Raw genomic sequence first — 25,031 nt, 5'->3', positions numbered from 1 at the left:
AGGTCGCTTCAACAGCGCCTGTTACACCGTGAGGTCAGAGTCATGAGTCGTTTGTTCTACGTACTTGCCCTAAGTGGGATCAGCGTGCTGGCCGGCTGCGTTGCGCCGACGCCCAAGCCCAATGATCCGTACTACGCGCCGGTACTGCCGCGTACGCCTTTGCCGGCAGCGGCCAACAACGGCTCTATCTACCAGGCCGGTTTCGACCAGAACCTGTACAGCGATCGCAAGGCCTTCAGGGTCGGTGACATCATCACCATCACGCTCAACGAGCGGACCCAGGCCAGCAAGAACGCCAACTCGCAGATCGCCAAGAACAGCAAGGCCGATATCGGCCTGACGTCGTTGTTCGGCTCCTCGATGACCACCAACAACCCGTTCAGTGATGGCGACCTGAGCCTGAGCGCCGGCTACAGTGGCGACCGTGCAACCAAGGGCGACAGTAAGGCCGGGCAGGGCAACAGCCTGACCGGTTCGATCACGGTCACCGTTGCCGATGTGCTGCCCAACGGCATTATTTCAGTGCGCGGTGAAAAGTGGCTGACCCTCAATACCGGTGACGAACTGGTGCGGATCGCCGGCATGGTGCGTGCCGATGATATCGCCACCGACAACACCGTACCCTCGACTCGTGTAGCCGATGCGCGCATTACCTACTCCGGTACCGGTTCGTTTGCCGATGCCAGCCAACCGGGGTGGCTCGACCGTTTCTTTATCAGCCCGCTTTGGCCTTTCTAGGTTCGGATGACCATGTTCAACTTCAAGCAGCTGATCTGCTCCGCGCTTTTGCTGTTCGTTGCGTTCGCCGCACAGGCGGAGCGCCTGAAAGACATCGCCAGCATTTCCGGCGTGCGTTCCAACCAGTTGATCGGTTACGGCCTGGTCGTCGGTCTTAACGGTACGGGTGATCAGACCACCCAGACACCGTTCACCCTGCAGACCTTCAACAACATGCTTTCGCAGTTCGGTATCAAGGTGCCGGCAGGCTCGGGCAACGTGCAGCTCAAGAACGTTGCCGCCGTTTCCGTGCATGCTGATCTGCCGGCATTCGCCAAGCCGGGGCAGGTGGTGGATATCACGGTGTCATCGATTGGTAACTCCAAGAGTCTGCGCGGCGGCAGTTTGTTGATGACGCCGCTCAAGGGTATCGATGGCAATGTCTACGCCATTGCCCAGGGCAACCTGGTGGTGGGCGGCTTTGACGCCGAGGGTCGTGATGGTTCGAAGATCACTGTCAACGTGCCGTCGGCTGGACGTATTCCAGGGGGCGCATCGGTTGAGCGGGCAGTGCCAAGTGGTTTCAATCAGGGCAACAGCCTGACCTTGAACCTCAATCGCCCGGACTTCACGACCGCCAAGCGCATCGTCGACAAGGTCAACGAACTGCTCGGTCCGGGTGTGGCCCAGGCCCTGGATGGGGGTTCGGTACGGGTCACCGCACCGCTCGATCCAAGCCAGCGAGTCGACTACCTGTCGATTCTGGAAAACCTAGAGATCGATCCGGGGCAGGCAGTGGCCAAGGTCATTATCAACTCGCGCACCGGTACCATTGTCATTGGCCAGAACGTCAAGGTATCGCCAGCGGCGGTCACCCACGGCAGCCTGACCGTGACCATCACCGAAGACCCGATTGTCAGCCAGCCTGGCCCGTTCTCCAATGGCCAGACTGCAGTGGTGCCTCGCTCGCGGGTGAACGCCGAGCAGGAAGCCAAGCCGATGTTCAAGTTCGGCCCGGGCACCACCCTGGATGAAATTGTCCGCGCCGTGAATCAGGTGGGCGCAGCGCCCAGTGATTTGATGGCGATTCTCGAAGCCTTGAAGCAGGCCGGCGCGCTACAAGCCGACCTGATCGTGATCTGAGGACTGGCGCATGGATATGCCGAAAAGCGCACTGGCCTCGATGTCTGACAGCGGTGCCTATACCGACCTCAACCGCCTCAACTCGCTGAAGGTCGGCGACCGCGACAGTGAGGCCAACCTACGCAAGGTGGCGCAGGAGTTCGAGTCGCTGTTTCTCAACGAAATGCTCAAGTCGATGCGCTCGGCCAGCGATGTGATCGCCAAGGACAACCCGCTCAACACCGAAACCACCAAGCAGTACCAGCAGATGTACGACCAGCAGTTGGCGGTGAGTATGTCTCGCGAAGGTGGCGGTATTGGTTTGCAGGATGTGCTGATGCGGCAGCTGGCCAAGCAGAAGGTGGCATCGGTAAACAACAGTCCGTTCCCGCGCTTTGATGTTCAGCCGCGCGCCCTCGGTGCTACTGCAGTGGGGGTGGCCGAGCGCAGCGCTGAAGCCGGCACGCGCAATGATGTCGCCGCGCTGAACTCCCGGCGCCTGGCATTGCCGGGCAAGCTCACGGATCGCTTGCTGGCCGGGTTGGTGCCGTCGGTAGGGGCTGCGCCAGCGACGACCAATACCGCACCTATTCCTGGGCGCAGCGCTGTGGTCGGCGATGCGCTGGTCAAGGGCGACTGGCAGCCGGCCCGAGCTTTTGCTGCGCCGAGCGAGTTGCGAATTTACGGTCGTGTTGTGGCTCAGCCGCCATTGGCGCCGGCCAAGCGCGCCTTCAGTTCTTCCGACGATTTTGTCGCCACCATGCTGCCGATGGCCGAGCAGGCCGCCAAGCGTATCGGCATCGATCCGCGCTACCTGGTGGCCCAGGCCGCATTGGAAACCGGCTGGGGCAAGTCGGTCATGCGCCAGAGCGATGGCAGCAGCAGTCACAACTTGTTCGGCATCAAGGCCACCGGCAATTGGCAGGGTGGCGAGGCACGGGCGATCACCAGCGAGTTTCGCGATGGCCAGTTCGTCAAGGAAACGGCGGCGTTCCGTTCCTACGACTCCTACCAGGACAGCTTCCATGACCTGGTGAGTCTGCTGCAGAACAACTCTCGCTATAAAGATGCGGTCGGTGCTGCCGATAACCCGGAACAGTTTGCCAAAGAGCTGCAAAAGGCCGGCTATGCCACCGACCCTGACTACGCGCGCAAGATCATCAGCATTGCCCGGCAGTTGCAGCCAACCCCGCAATACGCCTTGGCTGGCGGTACCACGAATCTATAAGGACTGAAGTATGTCGAATCTGATCTCGATCGGGCTGAGTGGCCTGAATGCCAGCCAGGCAGCGTTAGCGGTTACCTCCAATAACATCGCCAACGCCGCAACCTCTGGGTATTCGCGTCAGCAGACCGTGCAGAGCGCGGGTAGCATGCAGAATATCGGGGTTGGCTTTATCGGCACCGGTACCACGCTGTCGGATGTTCGCCGCATCTATAACAGCTACCTGGACAATCAACTGCAAACGGCCACTTCGCTCAACTCCGATGCGGTGGCGTTTCAGGATCAGATCACCAGCGTCGACAAGCTGCTGGCTGACCGTGACACCGGTATCAGTTCGGTGCTCACCGCCTTTTTCTCCGCCCTGCAGACAGCCTCGGCGTCGCCTTCGGATGTGGCTTCGCGGCAGTTGCTGCTGACCCAGGCGCAAACCTTGAGCAACCGCTTCAACGCCATCTCATCGCAGATGAGCCAGCAGAACGACAACATCAATTCCCAGCTTGATACCTTGAGTGGCCAGGTCAACAAACTGTCCGCCAGTATCGCTGAGTACAACAAGCAGATCACCCAGCTATCGGCCTCGGGCAACACCCCGAACAACCTCATTGATGCACGCAACGATGCCGTGCGCTCGCTCAATGAATTGGTGGGTGTCACCGTGCAGGAGCGCGATGGCAGTCTTGATGTATACCTGGGTACCGGGCAGTCGCTGGTTACCGGTAACCACGCCAATACCCTGTCGGTGGGGCCAAGCGCCAACGACAAGAGTCAGTACAGCCTGAGCATCAACTACCAGACTTTCAGCTCCGACGTTACCTCGGTCGTTACCGGTGGCCAGATTGGCGGGCTGCTGCGTTATCGCGATGAGGTGCTTAACCCGTCGATCAATGAGTTGGGTCGTGTTGCGCTGGTGGTTTCCGACAGCATCAACAGCCAGCTGGGGCAGGGCCTGGATGCCAATGCGCAGTTCGGCAGTGCGTTGTTCTCCAGCATCAACAGCGCTACCGCGATCAGTCAGCGCAGCCTGGCAGCGTCGGGCAACAGTGCTGGTTCGGGTAATCTCGACGTGACCATCACTGACAGTGGCGCGTTGACCACCTATGACTATGAAGTGAAGTTCACCAGCGACAAGAACTACACCGTCCGCCGCTCCGATGGTACCGAGATGGGCACCTTTGCCCTGGACCAGGACCCGGCACCGGTCATCGATGGCTTCACCCTCTCGCTCAAAGGCGGTGGCCTGGCGGCAGGCGACAGCTTCAAGGTTATTCCGACGCGCGCTGCAGCGGGCAGTATCAACACCGTACTGACCGATGCCAACAAGCTGGCTTTCGCCGGTCCGATCAGCGCCACCGCCGGTAGCGGCAATGGCGGCACGGGCACCATCACCCAGCCAAGCCTGAGTGAGCGCCTGGATATCTACGGTGGCGCCGATCTTGCCCTGATGCAGGACTCGATCAAGCACTCCATGCCGGTGCGTGTGGTATTTGATGAAGCGTCTGGCGGTACTCAAGGCTACAAGCTGTTTGACGCCAACGGCAAAGACATCGGCTCCGGCAGCATCATTCCGGGCCAGGACAACAAGCTGCAGATCAATGTGCCGATGCGCGATGCGTCAGGTGCACCGATTCTCGATGGCAGTGGTAATCCGCGTACCTTCAGCGTTGAAACATCCATCGGTGGCACCCCGGCGGCCAATGACAGTTTCAGCCTGTCGTTCAACGCCGAAGGCAAGTCCGATAACCGCAACGCCAAGTCGCTGCTTGATTTGCAGACCCAGTCTACCGTCGGCACCGGCGCTGGCGCCGGCACCAGCTTTACCTCGGCATACGCCTCGCTGGTCGAGCGCGTCGGTGCCAAGGCTGCCCAGGCCAAGATCGACACCACCGCCAGCGGCGCCGTGCTCGACTCGGCCAAAGCCGGTCGCGCCGCGGTGTCCGGGGTCAACCTGGATGACGAGGCCGCCGGCCTGGTCAAGTTCCAGCATTACTACACGGCGTCGTCTCAGATCATCAAGACCGCGCAAGAAACCTTCAGCACCTTGATCAACGCCCTGTAAGGAGGAGCCGAACGTGCGTATTTCCACCGCTCAGTTCTATGAGACCAGCGCCAGCAGCTACTCGAAGAATTTCTCCGACACGGCCAAGACCTCGCAGCAAGTGTCGTCCGGAATTCGTATCCAGACAGCAGCGGACGATCCAGTCGGTGCCGCGCGCCTGTTGCTGTTGCAACAGCAGAGCGCCTTGCTCGGTCAGTACGATGCCAACCTGACCACCGTGAATAATGCCCTGTTGCAGGAAGAGAGTGTGCTCTCGACCATCAACGATGCCCTGCAGCGCGCTGTCGAGCTGACCCTCAAGGCCGGTGATGGTGGTTTGAGCAACTCCGACCGCGCCTCGATCAGCAGTGAGATCAAGGAGATCGAAGCCAACGTCTTCGGTCTGCTCAACTCCCGCGATGCCAATGGCAACTACCTGTTTGGTGGCTCCAAGACCTCGGAGCCACCGTACATCCGCAACAGCGATGGCACCTACAGCTATCAAGGTGACCAGACTCAGCTCAGCCTGCAGGTGTCCGATACCTTGCACCTGGCGACCAACGACAGCGGCTACAGCGTTTTTGACCAGGCCATCAACAACAGTCGCACGCAGACCAGTCTGCAGGCGCCGCTGCCCAATGATGGTCGGGTAAACCTGTCCCAGGGTTTGCTGACTTCGGTCAACACCTACAACAGCGACTTTGGCAAAGGCCAGCCGTATACCATCACCTTCACCAGTGCCACGCAGTACAGCGTCACCGATGCCAACGGCAACGACATTACCAGCGAGACGCCTACCAATGGTGCGTTCGATCGTAATGCTGAAGGTGGCAATATGATTTCCCTGCGTGGGGTCGAGTTCGAGATCAATATCGCCCTGAAAGACGGCGATGACCCTGACGCGGCGGTGGCCGGGCATGCGTTCACCGTGGGTGCGCGCCCGGATACCGTGAACGTTAGCCGCAGTGCCGGCAACCCGTCGATGGCTCAGGTAACCAGCAGCAGCGTCACGGACAACGATGCCTATCGCAGCACCTTCCCAAGTGGTGGGGCAGTACTCAAGTTCACCAGCGACACCGACTACGAGCTTTACGCTCAGCCGTACACCGCCGACAGCAGGCCGGTTGCAAGCGGTGTTATCGGTGCGGGCAATGAGCTTACCGTGGCCGGTGTTACCTACAAATTCGACGGTCCGCCTAAAGCCGGCGATCAGTTTGGTGCCACGGCCAACACCCACAAGACCCAGAACGTGCTCGATACCTTGAGCCAGCTGCGCGCTGCGCTGGACAAACCGGTCACCGATGGCGAGTCATCGATTGCCCTCAAGCAAGCCGTGGACTCGGCGATCTCGAACATCGCCAGTGCTCGTGAGCGAATTGACATCACGCGCGGTTCGATTGGTGCGCGGGGAAATTCTCTGGAAATCCAGAAGCAGGAAAACATCAGCCTGGACCTGGCGAACAAGAGCACGCAGAACGCCATCGGCAACACCGACATGTCCACTGCTGCCATCGCTCTGACCCTGCAACAAGCCATGCTAGAGGCCTCGCAGTTGGCCTTTGCGCGTTTGTCGCAGTTGAGCCTGTTCAACAAGCTCTGAGTCAATCGACACAAGAACCCCGGTTGGCGTTGTGCCTGCCGGGGTTTTTTTATGCCTGTATGGATGCTGGCGATCCTCGACTTGCGGTAATTGAGTGTGACCAATGAGTCAAATCGGGCATCTTCCCTGTATCCTATCGGTGGCGTTTGCACGAATTTGTTGCCGGTTATTATTTTGCAGGTTCAGGCAACATCGCTGCCGTGTGCCGCCCGAGGGTGGTGCAGGCCCGGTTTTTGGCGCCCTCATTTTTGCGAGCGGCGGTCTTTGGCTGTTTTGATTGGGAAGCCAGAATGATTGGCATAAAAAGTATCGCGAGTTACGTGCCCACCGCTGGCCTGGACAACTATGCCCAGGGTGCGAAATTCGGCAAGGATGAAACATTCATCTTCGGCAAGATCGGTTCGACCTTTCTGCCGCGCAAGGCTGACGAGCAAGAAACCTCCGACCTCTGCGTCGAAGCGGCCAAGGCGCTGTTTGCCAACAATCCGGATCTTGATCCGCAAGCAATCGACGCCCTGATCGTGGTCACTCAGAACGGTGACGAAGAGGGCTTGCCGCACACCGCAGCCATCGTCCAGGACAAGCTCGGCCTGTCGACCCGTGTGGCGGCGTTCGACGTGTCGCTGGGGTGCTCGGGTTATGTTTATGGCTTGTATGCGATCAAAGGCTTCATGGAGGCTGCGGGGCTGAAGAATGGCCTGCTGATCACGGCCGACCCTTACTCGAAGATTGTCGACCCGGAAGATCGCAACACCACGATGTTGTTCGGTGATGCCGCTACCGCCACCTGGATGGGTGAGGACGCCACCTGGCAACTGGGGCAGGCGCGTTTTGGCACCGACGGTTCCGGTGCCGCGCACCTGAAGGTCACCGATGGCAATTTCTTCATGAATGGCCGTCAGGTGTTCAACTTCGCCTTGATCAAGGTGCCTGCGCACCTGAACGAGTTGCTCGATGCTTCCGGGCTGACGGCGGCGGATATCGACGCGTTCTGCATTCACCAGGGCAGCGCGGCAATTGTTGATGCCGTCGCCCGGCGTTTTGATGAAGATCCCGATTCGACGGTGAAGGACAAGTTCGTCAAGGACATGCTCGAAACCGGCAATACCGTTTCGTCCAGCATTCCGCTGCTGCTGGAAAAGCACATGCTCGACGGCAAGTGGAAGCGTGTCGCTATCAGTGGTTTTGGCGTGGGTCTGTCCTGGGGGTCGGCGATTATCCATCGCCCATAAGCCCAGGCTGCAGCTGCACGTAAAACGCCCATGGCCGTGAAGGTCATGGGCGTTTTTTATTGGCGCCATTTTTTGCGCGCCGGGCTGTTGTGGGCGGCGGCTAAAGCCTTGAATTGCAAGGGGTGGCACGGTGCTAGTAAAAAAAATCAAAAAACCGCTCAAGCAACCTGCTTTCACGACGATAACTATTACGAAGGTTCTCTAGGCCACACCCGGCGGTTGCCAGGGCCGGAAGCCGCAGTATCCATCCAACGAGGATTTCGTAATGGCATTATCAGTAAACACCAACATCACTTCCCTGGGTGTCCAGAAGAACCTGAACAAAGCTTCCGACGCTCTGAGCCAGTCGATGAACCGTCTGTCCTCCGGCCTGAAAATCAACAGCGCCAAAGACGACGCTGCCGGCATGCAGATCGCCAACCGTCTGAACAACCAGGTCAAAGGCCTGAACGTTGCCATCGCTAACGCCAACAACGGTGTTTCGATCGCCCAGACCGCTGAAGGCGCCATGCAGGAATCCACCAACACCCTGCAGCGTCTGCGTGAACTCGCCCTGCAAGCGGCGAACGGTGATAAATCCGACGCTGACCGTGTTTCCCTGCAACAAGAATTCACCGCTAAAGTCGGCGAACTGAACCGTATCGCCAGCACCACCACCTTCGGTGGTCGTAACCTGCTGGACGGCTCGTTCAGCAACGTTGCTTTCCAGATCGGCGCCAACGCCAACGAAACCATCTCGTTCGGCATGACCGACATCAGCTCGACTGCGCTGAAGGGTACTTACAGCGAAGCTTCGGTTGACGGCACTGCACCTAAAGGTCTGGCTGCTACCACCACCGGTGCAGTGTTGGGTGACGTCGCTAAGAAGGTCGGCGGTGCAGCTGCCGGCGCTACTCTTGCTACCGATGAACTGGTTATCAACGGTGTGACGGTCAAGCTGGCCGCTGCTGCCGCTGGTACTGCCGCTGCTAACTCTGCTGTAACTGAAATCAACAAAAAGACTGCTGAAACTGGCGTTACGGCGAGCGCCGATGGCGCCGGTATCGTGACTTTGACGTCGAGCAACGATATCACCCTTGGCACCAACCCTGGTCCTGCAACCAACGGTTTGGCATCGCTCGGTCTGGGTGCCGCTGGTACTACCGCAGCCGTAGCTCGAACCACTGCCAGCACCATGGACACTACTGGTTCCATTTCTGTCAATGGCACCGCTGTTTCCTGGACTGCAACCAGCACCATGGCTACCGTGCTGACCGCCATGGAAAACGCCGTTGGCGGCGCAGCTAACGGTGCCAAGGCTGAGTTCGTCGATGGTCGTGTCAAGCTGACCTCGGGCAACGGTGCTGACATCAAGCTGGCCAACGCTTCCAATGGCTCGCTGTCGCAACTGGGCCTGTCGGCTGGTACCACCCAGGCCAAAATGACTGCTGACACTTCCATCGACCTGAATGGCGTTGAAGTCAAGTTCAAGAAAGGCGACACCATTGATGCTGTTGTTGGTTCGATCAACAGCGCCAGCACCGGCGTCATGGCCAGCAAGAACACTGACGGCACCCTGAACCTGTTCGCCGACAAAGACATCACTGTCAAAGACGGCAGCGCTGGCACCGGCTTGGCTGCTCTGGGTCTGACTGCTGTCGCCGCTGCTGGCACCAAAGCTGCCACCACTATGGAAACCAGCGTTTCCGACCTGAACATCCTGTCGGCTGCCGCTTCGCAGCAGGCCATTCAGGCGCTGGACGACGCCATGCAGCAGATCGACAGCCAGCGTTCGCAGCTGGGTGCGGTGCAAAACCGTTTCGCCAGCACCGTGGCCAACCTGCAGAGCATTTCGCAGAACTCCTCGGCCGCCAAAGGCCGTGTAGAAGACGCTGACTTCGCTTCTGAAGCGGCCGAGCTGACCAAGCAACAAACCCTGCAACAGGCTTCCACTGCGATCCTGTCCCAGGCCAACCAACTGCCATCGTCTGTTCTGAAGCTGCTTCAGTAATAGCCTTTAGCGGTTAGTTAACGGAAGGGCGCGTATACGTGCCCTTTCGTTTTTTTCAGTTTTGAGGTGATGACATGGACATGAGTGTCAAGCTGAGCGCGACTTACCCGGCTGCTGCAACCCAGGCCGCCGGCGCGTCTGGTGCCCAGGCCAATCTGGCGCAGAAGACTGAACCGGCCTCGACCGAAGAGCCGCAGCGCGCAGCGCTGGAAAAAGCGGTAACCGATATTCGCGACTTTGTGCAGGCTACCCACCGTAACCTGGACTTTTCCATCGATGAAGCCACCGGCATTGTGGTGGTCAAGGTGATCGCCACCGACAGCGGTGAAGTGATTCGCCAGCTTCCATCAGAGACCGCGCTGAAGTTGGCGCAGAATCTGAGCGATGCCAGCAGCCTGTTGTTCAACACCAAGGCTTGAGTTGGCACGAAACCTGTTTCAGATTGCCGCCTAGGCGTTTTGCGCCAATAAAGCGGCAGCCGCAAGGAGAGTAGCAAATGGCTAGTTCAACGATTTCCGGCCCAGGTTCGGGCTATGACACGCAAGGTATCGTCAAGGCGCTGGTAGGGGCTGAAAAGGCACCCAAGCAGGCGCAAATCACCGCCCAGCAAAAAGACGCGACGATCAAGTTGTCGGCCGTCGGCTCGGTGAAGACGGCGCTCGAAGCGTTCCAGGCGGCGATCACCAAGTTGAACAATGCCGCCGCGTTCAACGGTCTGGCTGCTACTACTTCTGAAGAAAAAAACGTCAAGGTTACCCTGGGTGAGGGGGCGTCCAGCGGCAAGTACACGGTTCAGGTTGACGAATTGGCGACTTCCTCGAAGGTCACCAGCAAGGTCTTTGCTGATGGCGCTTCCGGCAAGGCCAACAGCAGTGACGAACCGCAGACGCTGACCATTACCCAGTCGGGCAAAAGCTACGATGTGATCATTCCGGGTGGCGCGACCCTGAAAGAGACCCGTGAGCAGATCAATACCCAGCTTTCAGCGCAAGGCATCAGTGCTAACGTCCTGACGGACGCCAGCGGTGCGCGTCTGGTTATTGGTTCGACCACCACCGGTGAAGGCACCGACATTACCCTCAGTGGTGATTCGGACTTGGCCAGCGGATATACCGCTGGTGAGGCGGCGAAAAATGCCAAGTACTCCATCGACGGTATCGCCATGGAGTCCACCACCAACAAGATTGACTCCGCTATCAGTGGTGTGACCCTTGATCTGATCGCCGCTGACGATAAAAAGCCGATCACCATCACCGTGGCCAGCAACACCGACACGCTGAAAACCTCGGTACAGTCGTTCATCACCGCCTACAACGCGCTGATGACTTCCATCAACGCGCAAACCAAGGTCACTGCCACCGGCGACGCTGCGACCACCACCGCAGGTGCCTTGACCGGTGATGCGTCGATGCGTCAGTTGGTGTCGAGCCTGCGCGGTGAGCTGGTCAACGGCAAGGGCGCGGGCAGCATCAGCAGCCTGGCGCAGATGGGCATCACCACCGACCAGAAAACCGGCCTGCTGAGCCTGGATGACAAGGCGTGGGACAAGGCAGTGGTCAAGGGTGCTGGCGATATCGCCAAACTGTTCACCGGCGACACCGGCCTGATCACGCGCATGAACAAGGCCACCTCCAGTTATGTCGGTACCACCGGTTCGCTGGCGACCCGGGCCACTGACCTCAACAACAAGCTGACCGACCTGACCACGGAACAGGCAGATCTGGATCGGCGGATGGAAGCCCTGCAGGACTCGCTGACCAAGAAGTACACGGCGATGGACACCATGATTGCGCAGCTCAACGCCAGCAGCTCAAGCATGATGACCACCCTCAATTCGCTGAACAATCCGAAGTCGAATTGATGGACGGCGCGCCCGCGCTTCCTTGAGGGGCGCAGGCGCTGGATTAAAGTTTTGATCGAAACAGTCGAAATGCTGGTTAGAGCAACCTATTTGACTGTGGCCTGTAACGAGGTAGCAACATGAACCCTATGAGAGCCCTTCGCCAATACCAGAAGGTCAATTCCCACGCGCAGATCTCTGAAGCCAGCCCGCACCGTCTGGTGCAGATGCTGATGGAAGGGGGGCTGGATCGCATGGCTCAGGCCAAGGGCGCATTGGCCCGTGGCGACATCGCGCAAAAAGGCCTGATGCTGGGCAAGGCAATCGACATCATCACCGGCCTGCGTGATGGCTTGGATGCGGAAAAGGCTGAAGACCCGGCAGCGGTGCATCAGCTGGACGCCCTGTATGCCTACATGGCCAACCGTCTGGTCGAAGCCAACAGTGCCAATGATACCGACATGATCGACGAAGTTGCGCGTCTGCTGATCACTGTGAAATCCGGCTGGGATGCCATCGCTCCACAATAAGGCCATCGGCCTTGAGGTACTTATCATGAGCCAAGCACTGCAACGGATCGAGGAAACCCGCGAAGCTTTGTTGGGCGCCTTGAACAGTCGTGACTGGGAGGCGATCAGCGAACTCGATGTCAGTTGCCGGTCGTGTGTCGATGAAGTGCTGGCCGAAGCCTCGGTCAACGAAGATGTGTTGCGCAGCAGTCTGGAGGAGTTGCTCGGTGTCTACCGACAACTAATTGAGGTTGCAAGTGACGAGCGTCAATCAATAGTCGATGAGATGACGCAGATCCGGCATGCCAAGAACGCGGCAAAGGTATACCATTTGTTCAGCTGAAGCTGGGCAAAACCATAAACAGGGCGCCATAAATTTGACTCTGTGCGGTTTTTTGACTTAACTAGTAGCTGTTTTCAAATTTCAGACGTCCGAACACTGACCGTTCAGTCGGAATGATGTCGAGCTTGCCCTCAATAGGGCGCCGAGATGACTAGGGAAGTTGCTATTGCATGTGGCGTGAAACCAAAATTCTGCTGATCGATGACGATAGCGTTCGCCGCCGCGATTTGGCGGTGGTTCTGAATTTTCTGGGCGAAGAAAATCTCACCTGCTCGAGCCAAGACTGGCAGCAGGCGGTTGAGTCGCTGTCATCGAGTCGCGAAGTGCTTTGTGTGCTGATTGGCGCTGTTAGTGCTCCGGCAAGTCTGATGAGTTTGCTTAAGACCGTGGCTGGGTGGGATGAGTTCCTTCCGGTGATGCTTTTAGGTGAAATTTCTTCGGCTGATCTGCCGGAAGAGCTGCGTCGCCGTGTTCTTTCCAACCTTGAAGTACCGCCGAGCTATAGCAAGCTGCTCGATTCGCTGCACCGTGCCCAGGTCTATCGCGAGATGTACGACCAGGCCCGCGAGCGTGGTCGCCAGCGTGAGCCGAATCTGTTCCGCAGCCTGGTCGGTACCAGTCGCGCCATCCAGCATGTGCGCCAGATGATGCAGCAGGTAGCCGACACTGACGCTAGCGTGCTGATCCTCGGCGAGTCGGGTACAGGCAAGGAAGTGGTTGCGCGTAACCTGCATTACCATTCCAAACGCCGGGAAGCCCCATTCGTACCGGTCAACTGTGGCGCAATCCCTGCCGAATTGCTCGAGAGCGAGTTGTTCGGACATGAGAAGGGCGCGTTTACCGGTGCCATTACCAGTCGCGCCGGTCGCTTCGAGCTGGCCAACGGCGGCACCCTGTTTCTTGATGAAATCGGCGACATGCCGCTGCCCATGCAGGTCAAGTTGTTGCGCGTGCTGCAAGAGCGGACATTCGAGCGGGTGGGCAGCAACAAGACCCAGGGTATCGACGTGCGCATTATCGCCGCGACCCACAAGAACCTCGAAAGCATGATCGAAGCGGGCACCTTCCGCGAAGACCTGTATTATCGCCTTAACGTATTCCCCATCGAGATGGCTCCGTTGCGTGAGCGCGTCGAGGATATCCCGCTGCTGATGAACGAGTTGATTTCGCGCATGGAGCACGAAAAGCGTGGCTCGATTCGCTTCAATTCGGCAGCGATCATGTCCCTGTGCCGCCACGGCTGGCCGGGCAACGTTCGCGAACTTGCCAACCTGGTCGAGCGCATGGCGATCATGCATCCCTATGGCGTGATTGGGGTTTCGGAACTGCCGAAGAAATTCCGCTACGTCGATGATGAAGACGAGCAACTGGTCGATAGCATGCGTTCGGACCTGGAAGAGCGGGTGGCCATCAATGGCAGCGTGCCGGGTTACACCAGTCATGCCATGTTGCCGCCGGAAGGGCTGGACCTGAAAGACTATCTGGGTGGCCTGGAGCAGGGTCTGATCCAGCAGGCGCTGGACGACGCCAATGGTATCGTTGCTCGCGCTGCCGAACGCCTGCGCATTCGTCGCACTACCCTGGTGGAAAAGATGCGCAAGTACGGCATGAGCCGTCGAGACGGAGAAGAGCAGGCGGAGGATTGACGCTTGCTTGATCATAACGGGGCGCCTTGGCGCCCCGTTGTCTTTTATATCCCTACCATTTGCAAGGCTGTAGCCCCCGTCTCGTCGGCCTTTACCGGGTTGCCACGGCTGCGGTTGCACCTCCCTGGCCGATATCCGGCACGTCTATTGCTATATCGCTGGCAACATACCGTTTTATGACGGTCAGTCACGCGAGAGAGCACGATGCCCCAGGCTGCCCCCATCTCCTGTGCCCCCACTTCGAAGGGCCGCAACGCCGAGCAGGAAAGTCGCCTAGGCCTGTTCGACCAGGTTTCCAGTCAGTTGAGCGCGTCCTTCAACCTGCTCGAGGCGCGGGTAACCGAGCTCAAGGGTGAGCTGGCGGTCGTCAGTGATCAGCGCATGGCCGAGCTGGCTGAAAAAGAACGTTTGGCCAATCGCCTGCAGAACTTGCTCGACCTGCTGCCGGGTGGGGTCATTGTCATCGACGCCCAGGGGCGTGTGCGCGAAGCCAACCCGGCCGCCTGCGATTTGCTTGGCGAGCCGCTGGTGGGGGAGTTGTGGCGCGTGGTCATTGCTCGCAGCTTTGCGCCGCGAGAAGACGACGGGCACGAGGTCTCATTGCGAGATGGTCGGCGCCTGTCGATTGCCACTCGTTCGCTGGATGCCGAGCCTGGGCAGTTGGTGCTGCTCAATGACCTGACCGAAACCCGTCATCTGCAGGGCGAGCTGGCGCGTCATGAGCGCTTGTCGTCCCTGGGGCGGATGGTCGCCTCGCTGGCGCACCAGATTCGTACGCCGTTATCGGCGGCGTTGCTCTACGCCAGCCATCTGGCCGAACACGACCTGCCGCTGCAGACCCGTCAACGCTTTGCCGGCAACCTCAAGGAGCGCCTGCACGAGCTGGAGCACCAGGTGCGCGACATGCTGGTGTTCGCCCGTGGCGAGCTGCCACTGACTGACCGGTTGACCCCCAAGGCATTGTTTCAGGCCTTGCAGCAGGCAGCTCAGCCTCATGTCCAGGGGCACGCAGTACGCTGGCAGTGCGACAGCCACCTGGGGGAGTTGCTGTGCAATCGTGACACCCTGGTCGGCGCGTTGCTCAACTTGATTGAAAACGCTCTACAGGCGGGTAGCGAGCCTGCCCGCCTGAAAGTTCACTTGTACCGCCGCGGGCAATTGCTGCGCCTGTGCGTCAGTGATGCCGGTGCCGGCATCGACAGCGCGTTGCTCGAGCGTCTTGGGGAGCCATTCCTTACCACCAAAGCCACTGGTACGGGGCTCGGGCTGGCGGTGGTCAAGGCTGTGGCGCGCGCGCACCAGGGCAGTTTGCAGTTGCGTTCGCGGCCGGGGCGCGGCACCTGTGCGCTGGTGACGTTGCCGTTGATCGATGCGCTGAATAGGGAGAACAAGCAATGAAGGCAATCAAGGTGCTTTTGGTCGAAGATGATCGGGCACTGCGTCAGGCCTTGGGCGATACCCTGGAATTGGGCGGCTTTGATTATCGTGCCGTCGGCTCGGCCGAAGATGCGCTGGAGGCGGTGGCGGCAGAAGCCTTCAGCCTGGTGGTCAGCGACGTCAATATGCCCGGCATGGATGGGCATCAATTGCTCACCTTCTTGCGCTCGCGGCAGCCGCAATTACCCGTATTGTTGATGACTGCCCATGCTGCAGTGGAACGTGCGGTCGACGCCATGCGCCAAGGGGCGGTGGACTACCTGGTCAAGCCCTTCGAGCCCCGTGCCTTGCTCGATCTGGTTGCGCGTCATGCACTTGGCGTGGTCGCCGGTGGGGCTGATGACGGGCCGGTCGCCTGCGAGCCGGCCAGTGCCCAATTGCTGGAGTTGGCGGCGCGAGTGGCGCGCAGCGAATCGACGGTATTGATTTCTGGTGAGTCGGGTACCGGCAAGGAAGTCCTTGCGCGTTTTATCCATCAGCAGTCCACGCGTAACGGCCAGCCGTTCGTGGCGATCAACTGTGCAGCGATTCCCGACAACATGCTCGAGGCCACGCTGTTCGGTCACGAGAAAGGTTCTTTTACCGGCGCTATTGCCGCTCAGCCTGGCAAGTTCGAGCAGGCCGATGGCGGCACCTTGTTGCTCGACGAAATTTCGGAAATGCCGCTCGGGCTGCAAGCCAAACTGCTGCGTGTGCTGCAAGAGCGGGAAGTGGAGCGGGTGGGCGGGCGCAAGCCGATCGCCCTGGATATCCGTGTCGTGGCCACCACCAACCGTGACCTGGCGGGGGAAGTGGCTGCAGGACGTTTCCGTGAGGACTTGTTCTATCGCCTGTCAGTGTTTCCGCTGGCTTGGCGACCCTTGCGCGAGCGTAGCGCCGATATTCTGCCGCTGGCTGAGCGATTGCTGGCGCGACACGTCAATAAAATGAAGCATGCCCCGGTTCGCCTGTCGTCTGAGGCCAAGACCTGTCTGCAGCAATACGCTTGGCCAGGTAACGTGCGTGAGCTGGACAACGCCTTGCAACGGGCGCTGATCCTGCAGCAGGGCGGTGTGATCGAGGCGGCGGATTTCTGTCTGGCGGGTGCCATGCCGATGTTTGCGCCCGCGCCACCGGTTGTAGCGCCGCAGGCGCCTGCTATGGGCGAGGCGGCAAACGCTTTGGGCGACGATATGCGTCGTCACGAATTCCAGATGATCATCGACACCCTGCGCTCCGAGCGTGGACGGCGCAAAGAGGCCGCAGAGCGTCTGGGCATCAGCCCGCGCACCCTGCGCTACAAGCTGGCGCAAATGCGTGACGCCGGGATGGATGTCGAGGCCAGTCTGTACGCCACCTGAAGGCGTGATTATTCGCGGTTTTGTAAGGTCTGCAGGTAGAGCTGGCACTCTTGTTGCTAAGTCCTGCCTATCCGCTGCGTGAGTGTCAAAAAAATGCGGGCCGTCGGAGAGAGAAGTCCATGAGTCAAGGTGTTGAATTTAATCGATTGATGTTGGACATGCGGGCCATGCAGATGGACGCCATGTCGATGCCCAAGGCGGCAGCAGCGCCCGAGCTCGGCTCGAGTAATTTTGCCGATATGCTGGGGCAGGCCATCAATAAGGTCAGCGACACCCAGCAGGCTTCCACGCAGCTCGCCAATGCATTTGAAATTGGTAAGAGCGGTGTTGATCTGACCGACGTGATGATTGCCTCGCAGAAGGCCTCCGTATCGTTTCAAGCCTTGACCCAAGTGCGTAACAAGCTGGTCCAGGCCTATCAAGACATCATGCAGATGCCGGTATAAGGGCGAAATTGAGTCATGGCCGAATCAGTCGTCGATAACGTGCCCGCGAAAAGCGGCGCAACAGCGCCCAAGCCGCCGTTGTTCGGCATGTCGTTTCTGGAAAATATCTCGCAGATGCCAATGCTGCGTCAGGTTGGCCTGCTGGTCGGTCTGGCTGCCAGCGTGGCCATCGGTTTTGCCGTGGTGCTCTGGTCGCAGCAACCGGACTACCGGCCGCTGTACGGCAGCCTTGCCGGCATGGATACCAAGCAGGTCATGGACACCCTGGCCGCTGCGGATATCCCTTACAACGTCGAACCCAACTCCGGTGCCTTGCTGGTCAAGGCCGATGACCTTTCCCGTGCGCGCCTGAAGTTGGCCGCGGCCGGCGTAGCGCCGGGGGATGGCAATGTCGGATTCGAGATTCTCGACAAGGAACAAGGCCTGGGCACCAGCCAGTTCATGGAGGCCACCCGTTATCGTCGTGGCCTCGAGGGCGAGCTGGCGCGTACGGTTTCAAGCCTGAACAACGTCAAGGCCGCACGCGTGCACCTGGCGATTCCGAAAAGCTCGGTATTTGTACGCGACGAACGCCGTCCGAGTGCTTCGGTACTGGTTGAGCTCTACCCCGGTCGAGGGTTGGAAGCCGGTCAGGTGATGGCCATCGTCAACCTGGTGGCAACCAGCGTGCCGGAACTGGACAAGTCCCAGGTCACTGTCGTCGACCAGAAGGGCAATCTGCTGTCCGAGCAGCTCGGCAACTCCGAGCTGACCATGGCAGGCAAGCAGTTCGACTACAGTCGCCGCATGGAAGGCATGCTCACCCAGCGTGTGCATAACATACTGCAGCCGGTGCTGGGCAACGATCGCTACAAGGCCGAAGTGTCGGCCGATGTCGACTTCAGCGCCGTTGAATCGACTTCCGAGCAGTTCAATCCGGACCAGCCGGCGCTGCGCAGCGAACAGTCGGTCAATGAACAGCGCTCCAGTAGCATGGGGCCTCAAGGTGTGCCGGGTGCGTTGAGCAACCAGCCTCCAGGCCCGGCATCGGCGCCGCAAACAACCGGTGGAGCGCCCGGAGCGACTGCTGCCATCCAGCCAGGCCAGCCGCTGCTCGATGCCAACGGCCAGCAGATCATGGACCCGGCCACTGGCCAACCAATGCTCGCGCCGTACCCTGCGGACAAACGCCAGCAATCGACCAAGAACTTCGAACTTGATCGTTCCATCAGCCATACCCGCCAGCAGCAGGGCCGTTTGAATCGGCTGTCGGTCGCGGTGGTGGTCGATGACCAGGTCAAGGTCGACCCGGCAACCGGCGACACCACCCGTGCGCCATGGGCTGCTGAAGACCTGGCGCGCTTTACTCGCCTGGTCCAGGATGCGGTGGGCTTCGACGCCAGCCGCGGCGACAGCGTCAGCGTAATCAACGTGCCATTCGCTGCTGACCGCGGTGAAGTGATCAGCGAAATTCCGTTCTACTCGCAGCCGTGGTTCTGGGACATCATCAAGCAGGTCATGGGTGTGCTGTTCATCCTCGTGCTGGTGTTCGGCGTGCTGCGTCCGGTACTTAACAACATCACTGGCAATGGGAAGCAAAGCGCCGGTGCCGATGGCGACATGGAACTGGGCGGTATGCTCGGTCTGGATGGCGAATTGGCCAACGACCGCGTAAGCCTGGGTGGTCCGCAAAGCATTCTGCTGCCGAGCCCGAGCGAGGGCTACGACGCACAGCTCAATGCAATCAAGAGCCTGGTGGCCGAAGACCCGGGTCGTGTGGCCCAGGTCGTGAAAGAGTGGATCAACGCCGATGAGTGATAACCGAGCCCTAACCGCGAAACTGACCCGGGTCGACAAGGCGGCAATCCTGCTCTTGTCCTTGGGTGAAACCGATGCTGCCCAAGTGTTGCGGCACATGGGGCCCAAGGAAGTACAGCGGGTCGGCGTTGCCATGGCGCAGATGGGCAACGTCCATCGCGAGCAGGTCGAGCAGGTCATGAGCGAGTTCGTCGAGATTGTCGGCGACCAGACCAGCCTGGGTGTCGGCTCCGACGGCTACATTCGCAAGATGCTTACCCAGGCCTTGGGTGAAGACAAGGCCAACGGCCTTATCGACCGCATCCTGCTCGGTGGTAACACCAGCGGCCTGGACAGCCTCAAGTGGATGGAACCACGAGCCGTAGCCGACGTCATTCGCTACGAGCACCCGCAGATCCAGGCCATTGTCGTGGCTTACCTGGACCCCGATCAGGCTGGTGAAGTGCTGGGCAACTTCGACCACAAGGTGCGCCTGGACATCATCCTGCGTGTCTCTTCGCTCAACACCGTGCAGCCGGCGGCGCTCAAGGAACTCAACCAGATCCTCGAGAAACAGTTCTCCGGGAACTCCAACGCGGCGCGTACCACCCTGGGTGGTATCAAGCGTGCTGCCGATATCATGAACTTCCTCGACAGCTCGGTGGAAGGCCAGTTGATGGATGCGATTCGCGACATCGACGGCGACCTCTCCGAGCAGATCGAAGACCTGATGTTCGTCTTCAACAACCTTGCCGATGTTGATGACCGTGGCATCCAGGCGCTGTTGCGCGAAGTGTCCTCCGATGTGCTGGTGGTGTCGCTCAAGGGCGCCGACGAGAAGGTCAAGGACAAGATTTTCAAGAACATGTCCAAGCGTGCCTCGGAATTGCTGCGCGACGACCTGGAGGCCAAAGGGCCGGTGCGGGTCAGCGACGTCGAGACGGCACAAAAGGAAATCCTCACCATCGCCCGCCGTATGGCCGAAGCCGGAGAAATCGTACTCGGTGGCAAGGGCGGCGAAGAGATGATCTAAAGCCTGTCCCGCGATTTTTTTGAGTGCGTGCAATCATGTCAACCAACGAGCACCTGAGTGAGCTGATTCGCGCCAATGAGGTCGAGGGCTTCGATCGCTGGGCGTTGCCCAGTTTCGACCCGGAACCGGAACCTGAGCCCGAGCCGGAACCTGAGCCTGAAGTGGTTCAGGACGAAGTCGAGGAAGTGCCGCTGGAAGAAGTCCAGCCGCTGACCCTCGAAGAGCTCGAAAGCATTCGTCAGGAAGCCTACAACGAAGGCTTCGCCACCGGTGAGCGCGAAGGGTTCCATAGCACCCAGCTCAAGGTACGCCAAGAAGCTGAAACCGCTCTCAAGGCCAAGCTTGCCAGCCTCGAACGGCTGATGAGCAATTTGCTCGAGCCTATCGCCGAACAGGACAGCCAGATCGAGAAAGCGCTGGTGAGCCTGGTTGCGCACACGGCCCGAGAAGTTATTGGTCGTGAGTTGCGCAGCGACTCCAGCCAGATCGCTCAGGTATTGCGCGAAGCCCTGAAGTTGCTGCCCATGGGTGCGGAAAATATCCGTATTCACATCAATCCCCAGGACTTCGAGCAAGCCAAGGCCTTGCGTGAGCGCCACGAAGAACGCTGGAAGCTACTGGAAGACGAGACCCTGCTGCCCGGTGGTTGCCGCATCGAGACCGATTACAGCCGAATCGACGCGAGCATGGAAACGCGCATCGAAAAAGCCCTGGCGCAGTTGTTCGATCAGTTGCACGACCAGGGCCTGCATCCTGCGGCGCCAGACTTGAGCATCGATCTGGACGTTGCCGATGCGCCTTGATCGCACCAGCTTCGGCAAGCGCCTGCAAGGTTATGCCGACACGGTCAAGCTGCCCGCCCAACCTATCGTCGAGGGACGCCTGCTGCGCATGGTCGGTTTGACCCTCGAAGCCGAAGGCTTGCGTGCATCGATTGGAAGTCGCTGTGTGGTGATCAACGACGACAGCCACCATCCGGTGCAGGTCGAGGCCGAGGTCATGGGCTTTTCCGGGAGCAAGGTGTTCCTCATGCCAGTTGGCAGCGTGGTCGGAATCGCCCCGGGCGCGCGGGTGGTTCCGCTGGCCGACAATGGCCGCCTGCCCATGGGCATGAGCATGCTTGGGCGGGTGCTCGACGGTGCCGGCCGTGCGCTCGATGGCAAGGGCGGCATGAAGGCCGAAGACTGGGTGCCGATGGACGGCCCGACCATCAACCCGCTCAATCGTGACCCGATCAGTGTGCCGCTGGACGTCGGTATTCGCAGCATCAACGGCTTGTTGACCGTCGGCCGTGGCCAGCGTCTGGGTCTGTTTGCCGGTACCGGGGTCGGTAAGAGTGTGCTGCTGGGCATGATGACCCGCTTTACCGAGGCTGACATCATTGTGGTCGGCCTGATCGGTGAGCGGGGGCGGGAGGTCAAGGAATTCATCGAGCATATTCTGGGTGTCGAAGGCATCAAGCGTTCGGTGGTCGTGGCATCCCCGGCCGACGATGCGCCGCTGATGCGCTTGCGCGCGGCCATGTACTGCACGCGTATCGCCGAATATTTTCGCGACAAGGGCAAGAACGTCCTGTTGCTGATGGACTCGCTGACACGTTTCGCCCAGGCCCAGCGGGAAATTGCCCTGGCAATCGGTGAGCCGCCAGCGACCAAGGGTTATCCGCCGTCAGTGTTCGCCAAGTTGCCCAAGCTGGTGGAACGTGCCGGTAACGGTGAGGCGGGCGGTGGTTCGATCACCGCGTTCTACACCGTGTTGTCCGAGGGCGACGACCAGCAGGACCCGATTGCCGACTCGGCGCGGGGTGTGCTCGACGGGCATATCGTGCTGTCGCGACGGCTGGCTGAAGAAGGGCACTACCCGGCCATCGACATCGAAGCGTCGATCAGTCGGGTGATGCCGCAAGTGGTCAGCCCCGACCATCTGCGCGAAGCCCAGCAGTTCAAGCAGCTGTGGTCGCGTCTGTCGCAGAGCCGCGATCTGATCAGTGTCGGCGCTTATGTGGCCGGCGGTGATGCCGAAACCGACCTGGCCATTGCCTTGCAGCCAAAACTGGTGCACTACCTGCGCCAGGGCCTCAACGACAACGTCAGCATGCAACAGAGTCGCGAACACCTGGAAAGCGTATTTGCCCAGCCCAACCCCGGCGCGGGCGGCTAGTAGGCCATGTCTCGAACCAGTCGTGCGTCGCGCCTGGCACCGGTCGTGGAAATGGCCGAGAACGCCGAGCGCCAGGCCGCCCAGCGTTTGGGGCAATTCCAGCAGCAGGTGAACCTGGCCCAGGCCAAGCTTGCCGAGCTCGACCGCTTTCGCGAAGACTATCAACTGCAGTGGATCAACCGTGGTGGGCAGGGCGTGTCTGGCAGTTGGCTGGTCAATTACCAGCGCTTTCTCGGACAGTTGGAAAGCGCCATGACCCAGCAGCGCCAGAGCCTGACCTGGCACCAGAACAACCTCAACAATGCCCGGGGCACCTGGCAACAGGCTTATGCGCGGGTCGAAGGGTTGCGCAAGTTGGTGCAGCGGTACGTCGAGGAGGCGCGCATGATCGAAGACAAGCGCGAGCAGAAACTGCTCGATGAATTGTCCCAGCGCCTACCGCGTCACGAGCGCTATTGAGAGCGGTTTTAGTTGTTGTTGGGCGCCAAGGCTGCTAAACCTTCACGGTGTCTGCAATCGTCGTTATCGAAGGAATCGCCAACATGGCAGTTGATACTGAGGTTTCCCAGGATGGGGAAAAATTGACGATCAAGGTTAAAGGGCGCTTTGACTTTGGCAAGCATCTGGAATTTCGCAACGCCTATGAACACCAGCGCTGTGCCTCATCGGTGGTGGTTGATCTGCGCGAAGCGACCTACCTGGACAGCTCCGCGTTGGGGATGCTGTTGATGTTGCGTGATCACGTCGGTGGCGACGAGGCGGATGTGCGGGTGATCAATACCAACCCGGATGTGCGCAAGATTCTCGCCATCGCCAACTTCGACAAACTGTTCGATATCAGTTGATCCAGCCCATGCCCGAGTCGCGCCTGACCGTGCTCATCGCCGAAGATGGCGCGGCGGATCGCCTGTTGCTTGCGCGCATCGTCAGTAAGCAAGGCCACGATGTGCTGACTGCTGAAAACGGTGAGCAGGCGGTGGCGTTATTTGCTCAGCAGCGCCCGCAGTTGGTCCTGCTCGATGCGCTGATGCCGGTAATGGATGGCTTTGAAGCGGCGCGGCAAATAAAGGCGCTGGCAGGCGAGGCGTTGGTGCCGATTATTTTCCTGACGTCGCTGAGTGAGGAAGAAGCCCTGGTGCAGTGTCTGGAGGCCGGCGGTGACGACTTTCTGGCAAAGCCGTACCGGCCGGTAATCCTGGCGGCCAAGATCAAGGCCATGGACCGTCTGCGCAGGTTGCAGGCTACGGTGCTCGAGCAGCGCGACCAGATCGCCCGCCATCATCACCATTTGCTCAATGAGCAGCGGGTGGCCAAGGCTGTGTTCGACAAAGTGGCGCACGCGGGCTGCCTGAGTGCCCCGAACATCCGCTACCTGCAATCACCCTACGCGCTGTTCAATGGTGACCTGTTGTTGGCTGCGTACACCCCCTGCGGTGACATGCATGTGTTGCTCGGCGACTTCACCGGGCATGGCCTGCCGGCGGCGGTGGGGGCGATGCCGTTGGCAGAAATATTCTATGGCATGACTGCCAAAGGCTATGGCCTGGCGCAGACGTTGCGCGAGATGAACGCCAAGCTCAAACGCATCCTGCCTGTGGATATGTTCTGTTGCGCGCTGATGCTTAACCTGAGTTTGCAGCGCCGCATGGTCGAATTCTGGAACGGTGGCATGCCGGACGCCTATCTGCTGTCCGCTACTGGCGACGCTGATCCGTTGCCCATGGTGTCACGCCATTTGCCGTTGGGGGTGCTGGCGGCGGAACGCTTCGATGACTCGACTCAGGTGCTGCCGCTAGCGCTGGGCGAGCGCCTGTTGCTGTTGTCGGATGGGGTGGTCGATACCAGTGACGACAACGATCAATTGTTCGGTGTCGAGCGGCTGCTGCAGGTACTGGGCAATAACCACCAACCCGAGCTACTGTTTGCAGAGGTGCAGCAGGCGCTGGATGCCTTTCGTGGGCGCTCCCGTGATGATGTGAGCCTGCTGGAAATTACGGTGGTCGAAGCGGATGCCTTGTTGCCGCGTCCGCTGATCTATTCTGACAGTGGGCAATCCGCGCCGCTGGACTGGTCGTCGCAGTTCGAATTTCGCGCCGAAACGCTCAAGCGCTTCAATCCATTGCCGTTTCTGTTGCAGCTGTTGCAGGAAATCCATGGCTTGCGGGCCCAGAGTGGCGCATTGCATTGCGTGTTGAACGAGCTGTACTCCAACGCCCTGGAACATGGGGTGCTGGGACTGGATTCCGGTCTCAAGCGCGATGCCCAGGGTTTTGCCGAATACTACCGCCAGCGCAACGAGCGCTTGCAAGCGTTGTGCAGTGGCTATATCCGGGTAGGGTTGCGTATTGAACCTCAAGGCCAGGATGGCCGTCTGATCATTGAGGTTGAAGACAGTGGCAAAGGTTTCGATGTGAGCAACGTACTGGCGCGTCCGCTGGTTGAGCAAGGGTTGCACGGGCGCGGGTTGAATCTTGTACGCCGACTCAGTCGACGTGCCGAATGGGGTGACCAGGGGCGCCGAGTATGCGTGGAGTTCGCTTGGGAGGCTCTGGCATAATCCAACTTGATCAAGGAGTGAGC

Annotated in this window: 22 protein-coding genes; all 22 read left to right on the top strand. The window is 59.7% G+C overall.

What is annotated here, in order from left to right; all coding sequences use genetic code 11:
- Positions 1 to 42 precede the first annotated feature (42 nt).
- The 22 genes from flgH (at position 43) to D3Z90_RS19210 (ending at position 25,008) form a co-directional block, all read left to right on the top strand.
- Positions 43 to 738, top strand: a complete 696-nt coding sequence (gene flgH / locus D3Z90_RS19315) for a flagellar basal body L-ring protein FlgH (RefSeq protein WP_136477535.1) — start codon at positions 43 to 45, stop codon at positions 736 to 738.
- A gap of 12 nt (positions 739 to 750) precedes the next feature.
- Complete coding sequence (locus D3Z90_RS19310; protein WP_136477534.1) at positions 751 to 1,860, top strand: flagellar basal body P-ring protein FlgI; 1,110 nt, start codon at positions 751 to 753, stop codon at positions 1,858 to 1,860.
- Between the two features lie 10 nt (positions 1,861 to 1,870).
- Positions 1,871 to 3,067: a flagellar assembly peptidoglycan hydrolase FlgJ gene (gene flgJ / locus D3Z90_RS19305; protein ID WP_136477533.1), complete on the top strand. Its 1,197-nt coding sequence runs from the start codon at positions 1,871 to 1,873 to the stop codon at positions 3,065 to 3,067.
- Positions 3,068 to 3,077: 10 nt separating this feature from the next.
- Positions 3,078 to 5,120 carry a flagellar hook-associated protein FlgK gene (gene flgK, locus D3Z90_RS19300; RefSeq protein WP_136477532.1) on the top strand — a complete coding sequence of 681 codons (2,043 nt, stop codon included), beginning with the start codon at positions 3,078 to 3,080 and terminating at the stop codon, positions 5,118 to 5,120.
- Between the two features lie 13 nt (positions 5,121 to 5,133).
- Positions 5,134 to 6,699 carry a flagellar hook-associated protein 3 gene (locus D3Z90_RS19295; RefSeq protein ID WP_136477531.1) on the top strand — a complete coding sequence of 522 codons (1,566 nt, stop codon included), beginning with the start codon at positions 5,134 to 5,136 and terminating at the stop codon, positions 6,697 to 6,699.
- A 290-nt stretch (positions 6,700 to 6,989) separates the two neighbouring features.
- Entirely contained in the window at positions 6,990 to 7,931 is a 942-nt protein-coding gene (locus tag D3Z90_RS19290) for a ketoacyl-ACP synthase III (RefSeq protein WP_136477530.1), read from the top strand.
- A gap of 265 nt (positions 7,932 to 8,196) precedes the next feature.
- A complete protein-coding gene (locus D3Z90_RS19285; RefSeq protein ID WP_136477529.1) occupies positions 8,197 to 9,921 on the top strand; it encodes a flagellin in 1,725 nt (574 codons plus the stop codon).
- Between the two features lie 74 nt (positions 9,922 to 9,995).
- Complete coding sequence (locus D3Z90_RS19280; protein ID WP_136477528.1) at positions 9,996 to 10,340, top strand: flagellar protein FlaG; 345 nt, start codon at positions 9,996 to 9,998, stop codon at positions 10,338 to 10,340.
- A gap of 77 nt (positions 10,341 to 10,417) precedes the next feature.
- Positions 10,418 to 11,782, top strand: a complete 1,365-nt coding sequence (gene fliD, locus D3Z90_RS19275) for a flagellar filament capping protein FliD (RefSeq protein WP_136477527.1) — start codon at positions 10,418 to 10,420, stop codon at positions 11,780 to 11,782.
- A gap of 119 nt (positions 11,783 to 11,901) precedes the next feature.
- Positions 11,902 to 12,291 carry a flagellar export chaperone FliS gene (fliS, locus tag D3Z90_RS19270; protein ID WP_136477526.1) on the top strand — a complete coding sequence of 130 codons (390 nt, stop codon included), beginning with the start codon at positions 11,902 to 11,904 and terminating at the stop codon, positions 12,289 to 12,291.
- Between the two features lie 25 nt (positions 12,292 to 12,316).
- Entirely contained in the window at positions 12,317 to 12,613 is a 297-nt protein-coding gene (fliT, locus tag D3Z90_RS19265; protein ID WP_136477525.1) for a flagellar protein FliT, read from the top strand.
- Positions 12,614 to 12,783: 170 nt separating this feature from the next.
- Complete coding sequence (locus D3Z90_RS19260; RefSeq protein ID WP_136477524.1) at positions 12,784 to 14,259, top strand: sigma-54 dependent transcriptional regulator; 1,476 nt, start codon at positions 12,784 to 12,786, stop codon at positions 14,257 to 14,259.
- A 204-nt stretch (positions 14,260 to 14,463) separates the two neighbouring features.
- Entirely contained in the window at positions 14,464 to 15,657 is a 1,194-nt protein-coding gene (locus tag D3Z90_RS19255; protein WP_136477523.1) for a PAS domain-containing sensor histidine kinase, read from the top strand.
- On the top strand, positions 15,654 to 17,036 hold the full coding sequence (locus tag D3Z90_RS19250; protein WP_136477522.1) for a sigma-54 dependent transcriptional regulator: 1,383 nt from the start codon (positions 15,654 to 15,656) through the stop codon (positions 17,034 to 17,036). Before D3Z90_RS19255 ends, D3Z90_RS19250 begins: the two co-directional genes overlap by 4 nt.
- Before the next feature lie 119 nt (positions 17,037 to 17,155).
- On the top strand, positions 17,156 to 17,482 hold the full coding sequence (gene fliE / locus D3Z90_RS19245) for a flagellar hook-basal body complex protein FliE (RefSeq protein WP_010224994.1): 327 nt from the start codon (positions 17,156 to 17,158) through the stop codon (positions 17,480 to 17,482).
- Positions 17,483 to 17,497: 15 nt separating this feature from the next.
- Entirely contained in the window at positions 17,498 to 19,279 is a 1,782-nt protein-coding gene (gene fliF / locus D3Z90_RS19240; protein ID WP_136477521.1) for a flagellar basal-body MS-ring/collar protein FliF, read from the top strand.
- On the top strand, positions 19,272 to 20,291 hold the full coding sequence (gene fliG / locus D3Z90_RS19235; protein WP_038613367.1) for a flagellar motor switch protein FliG: 1,020 nt from the start codon (positions 19,272 to 19,274) through the stop codon (positions 20,289 to 20,291). The genes fliF and fliG overlap by 8 nt, the downstream gene beginning before the upstream one ends.
- Positions 20,292 to 20,326: 35 nt before the next feature.
- The gene (gene fliH / locus D3Z90_RS19230) at positions 20,327 to 21,094 is read left to right on the top strand and encodes a flagellar assembly protein FliH (protein WP_136477520.1); all 768 of its coding nucleotides are present in this window, start codon (positions 20,327 to 20,329) and stop codon (positions 21,092 to 21,094) included.
- Positions 21,084 to 22,451, top strand: a complete 1,368-nt coding sequence (gene fliI, locus D3Z90_RS19225; RefSeq protein WP_136477519.1) for a flagellar protein export ATPase FliI — start codon at positions 21,084 to 21,086, stop codon at positions 22,449 to 22,451. The genes fliH and fliI overlap by 11 nt, the downstream gene beginning before the upstream one ends.
- Positions 22,452 to 22,457: 6 nt before the next feature.
- The gene (fliJ, locus tag D3Z90_RS19220) at positions 22,458 to 22,910 is read left to right on the top strand and encodes a flagellar export protein FliJ (protein WP_136477518.1); all 453 of its coding nucleotides are present in this window, start codon (positions 22,458 to 22,460) and stop codon (positions 22,908 to 22,910) included.
- 83 nt (positions 22,911 to 22,993) lie between these two features.
- Positions 22,994 to 23,296 carry an STAS domain-containing protein gene (locus tag D3Z90_RS19215; RefSeq protein WP_136477517.1) on the top strand — a complete coding sequence of 101 codons (303 nt, stop codon included), beginning with the start codon at positions 22,994 to 22,996 and terminating at the stop codon, positions 23,294 to 23,296.
- Between the two features lie 8 nt (positions 23,297 to 23,304).
- A complete protein-coding gene (locus D3Z90_RS19210; RefSeq protein WP_136477516.1) occupies positions 23,305 to 25,008 on the top strand; it encodes a fused response regulator/phosphatase in 1,704 nt (567 codons plus the stop codon).
- Positions 25,009 to 25,031: the final 23 nt, after the last annotated feature.

This window comes from Pseudomonas sp. DG56-2 (assembly GCF_004803755.1).
GTDB lineage: Bacteria > Pseudomonadota > Gammaproteobacteria > Pseudomonadales > Pseudomonadaceae > Aquipseudomonas > Aquipseudomonas auratipiscis.
Note: the sequence above shows the minus strand (reverse complement) of the source record. Positions and strands in the feature narration are given on the sequence as shown.

Coding starts and splice junctions, on each gene's coding strand:
- flgH (WP_136477535.1), top strand. CDS start 43: ATGAGTCGTTTGTTCTACGTACTTGCCCTAAGTGGGATCAGCGTGCTG.
- D3Z90_RS19310 (WP_136477534.1), top strand. CDS start 751: ATGTTCAACTTCAAGCAGCTGATCTGCTCCGCGCTTTTGCTGTTCGTT.
- flgJ (WP_136477533.1), top strand. CDS start 1,871: ATGGATATGCCGAAAAGCGCACTGGCCTCGATGTCTGACAGCGGTGCC.
- flgK (WP_136477532.1), top strand. CDS start 3,078: ATGTCGAATCTGATCTCGATCGGGCTGAGTGGCCTGAATGCCAGCCAG.
- D3Z90_RS19290 (WP_136477530.1), top strand. CDS start 6,990: ATGATTGGCATAAAAAGTATCGCGAGTTACGTGCCCACCGCTGGCCTG.
- D3Z90_RS19285 (WP_136477529.1), top strand. CDS start 8,197: ATGGCATTATCAGTAAACACCAACATCACTTCCCTGGGTGTCCAGAAG.
- D3Z90_RS19280 (WP_136477528.1), top strand. CDS start 9,996: ATGGACATGAGTGTCAAGCTGAGCGCGACTTACCCGGCTGCTGCAACC.
- fliD (WP_136477527.1), top strand. CDS start 10,418: ATGGCTAGTTCAACGATTTCCGGCCCAGGTTCGGGCTATGACACGCAA.
- fliS (WP_136477526.1), top strand. CDS start 11,902: ATGAACCCTATGAGAGCCCTTCGCCAATACCAGAAGGTCAATTCCCAC.
- fliT (WP_136477525.1), top strand. CDS start 12,317: ATGAGCCAAGCACTGCAACGGATCGAGGAAACCCGCGAAGCTTTGTTG.
- D3Z90_RS19260 (WP_136477524.1), top strand. CDS start 12,784: ATGTGGCGTGAAACCAAAATTCTGCTGATCGATGACGATAGCGTTCGC.
- D3Z90_RS19255 (WP_136477523.1), top strand. CDS start 14,464: ATGCCCCAGGCTGCCCCCATCTCCTGTGCCCCCACTTCGAAGGGCCGC.
- D3Z90_RS19250 (WP_136477522.1), top strand. CDS start 15,654: ATGAAGGCAATCAAGGTGCTTTTGGTCGAAGATGATCGGGCACTGCGT.
- fliE (WP_010224994.1), top strand. CDS start 17,156: ATGAGTCAAGGTGTTGAATTTAATCGATTGATGTTGGACATGCGGGCC.
- fliF (WP_136477521.1), top strand. CDS start 17,498: ATGGCCGAATCAGTCGTCGATAACGTGCCCGCGAAAAGCGGCGCAACA.
- fliG (WP_038613367.1), top strand. CDS start 19,272: ATGAGTGATAACCGAGCCCTAACCGCGAAACTGACCCGGGTCGACAAG.
- fliH (WP_136477520.1), top strand. CDS start 20,327: ATGTCAACCAACGAGCACCTGAGTGAGCTGATTCGCGCCAATGAGGTC.
- fliI (WP_136477519.1), top strand. CDS start 21,084: ATGCGCCTTGATCGCACCAGCTTCGGCAAGCGCCTGCAAGGTTATGCC.
- fliJ (WP_136477518.1), top strand. CDS start 22,458: ATGTCTCGAACCAGTCGTGCGTCGCGCCTGGCACCGGTCGTGGAAATG.
- D3Z90_RS19215 (WP_136477517.1), top strand. CDS start 22,994: ATGGCAGTTGATACTGAGGTTTCCCAGGATGGGGAAAAATTGACGATC.
- D3Z90_RS19210 (WP_136477516.1), top strand. CDS start 23,305: ATGCCCGAGTCGCGCCTGACCGTGCTCATCGCCGAAGATGGCGCGGCG.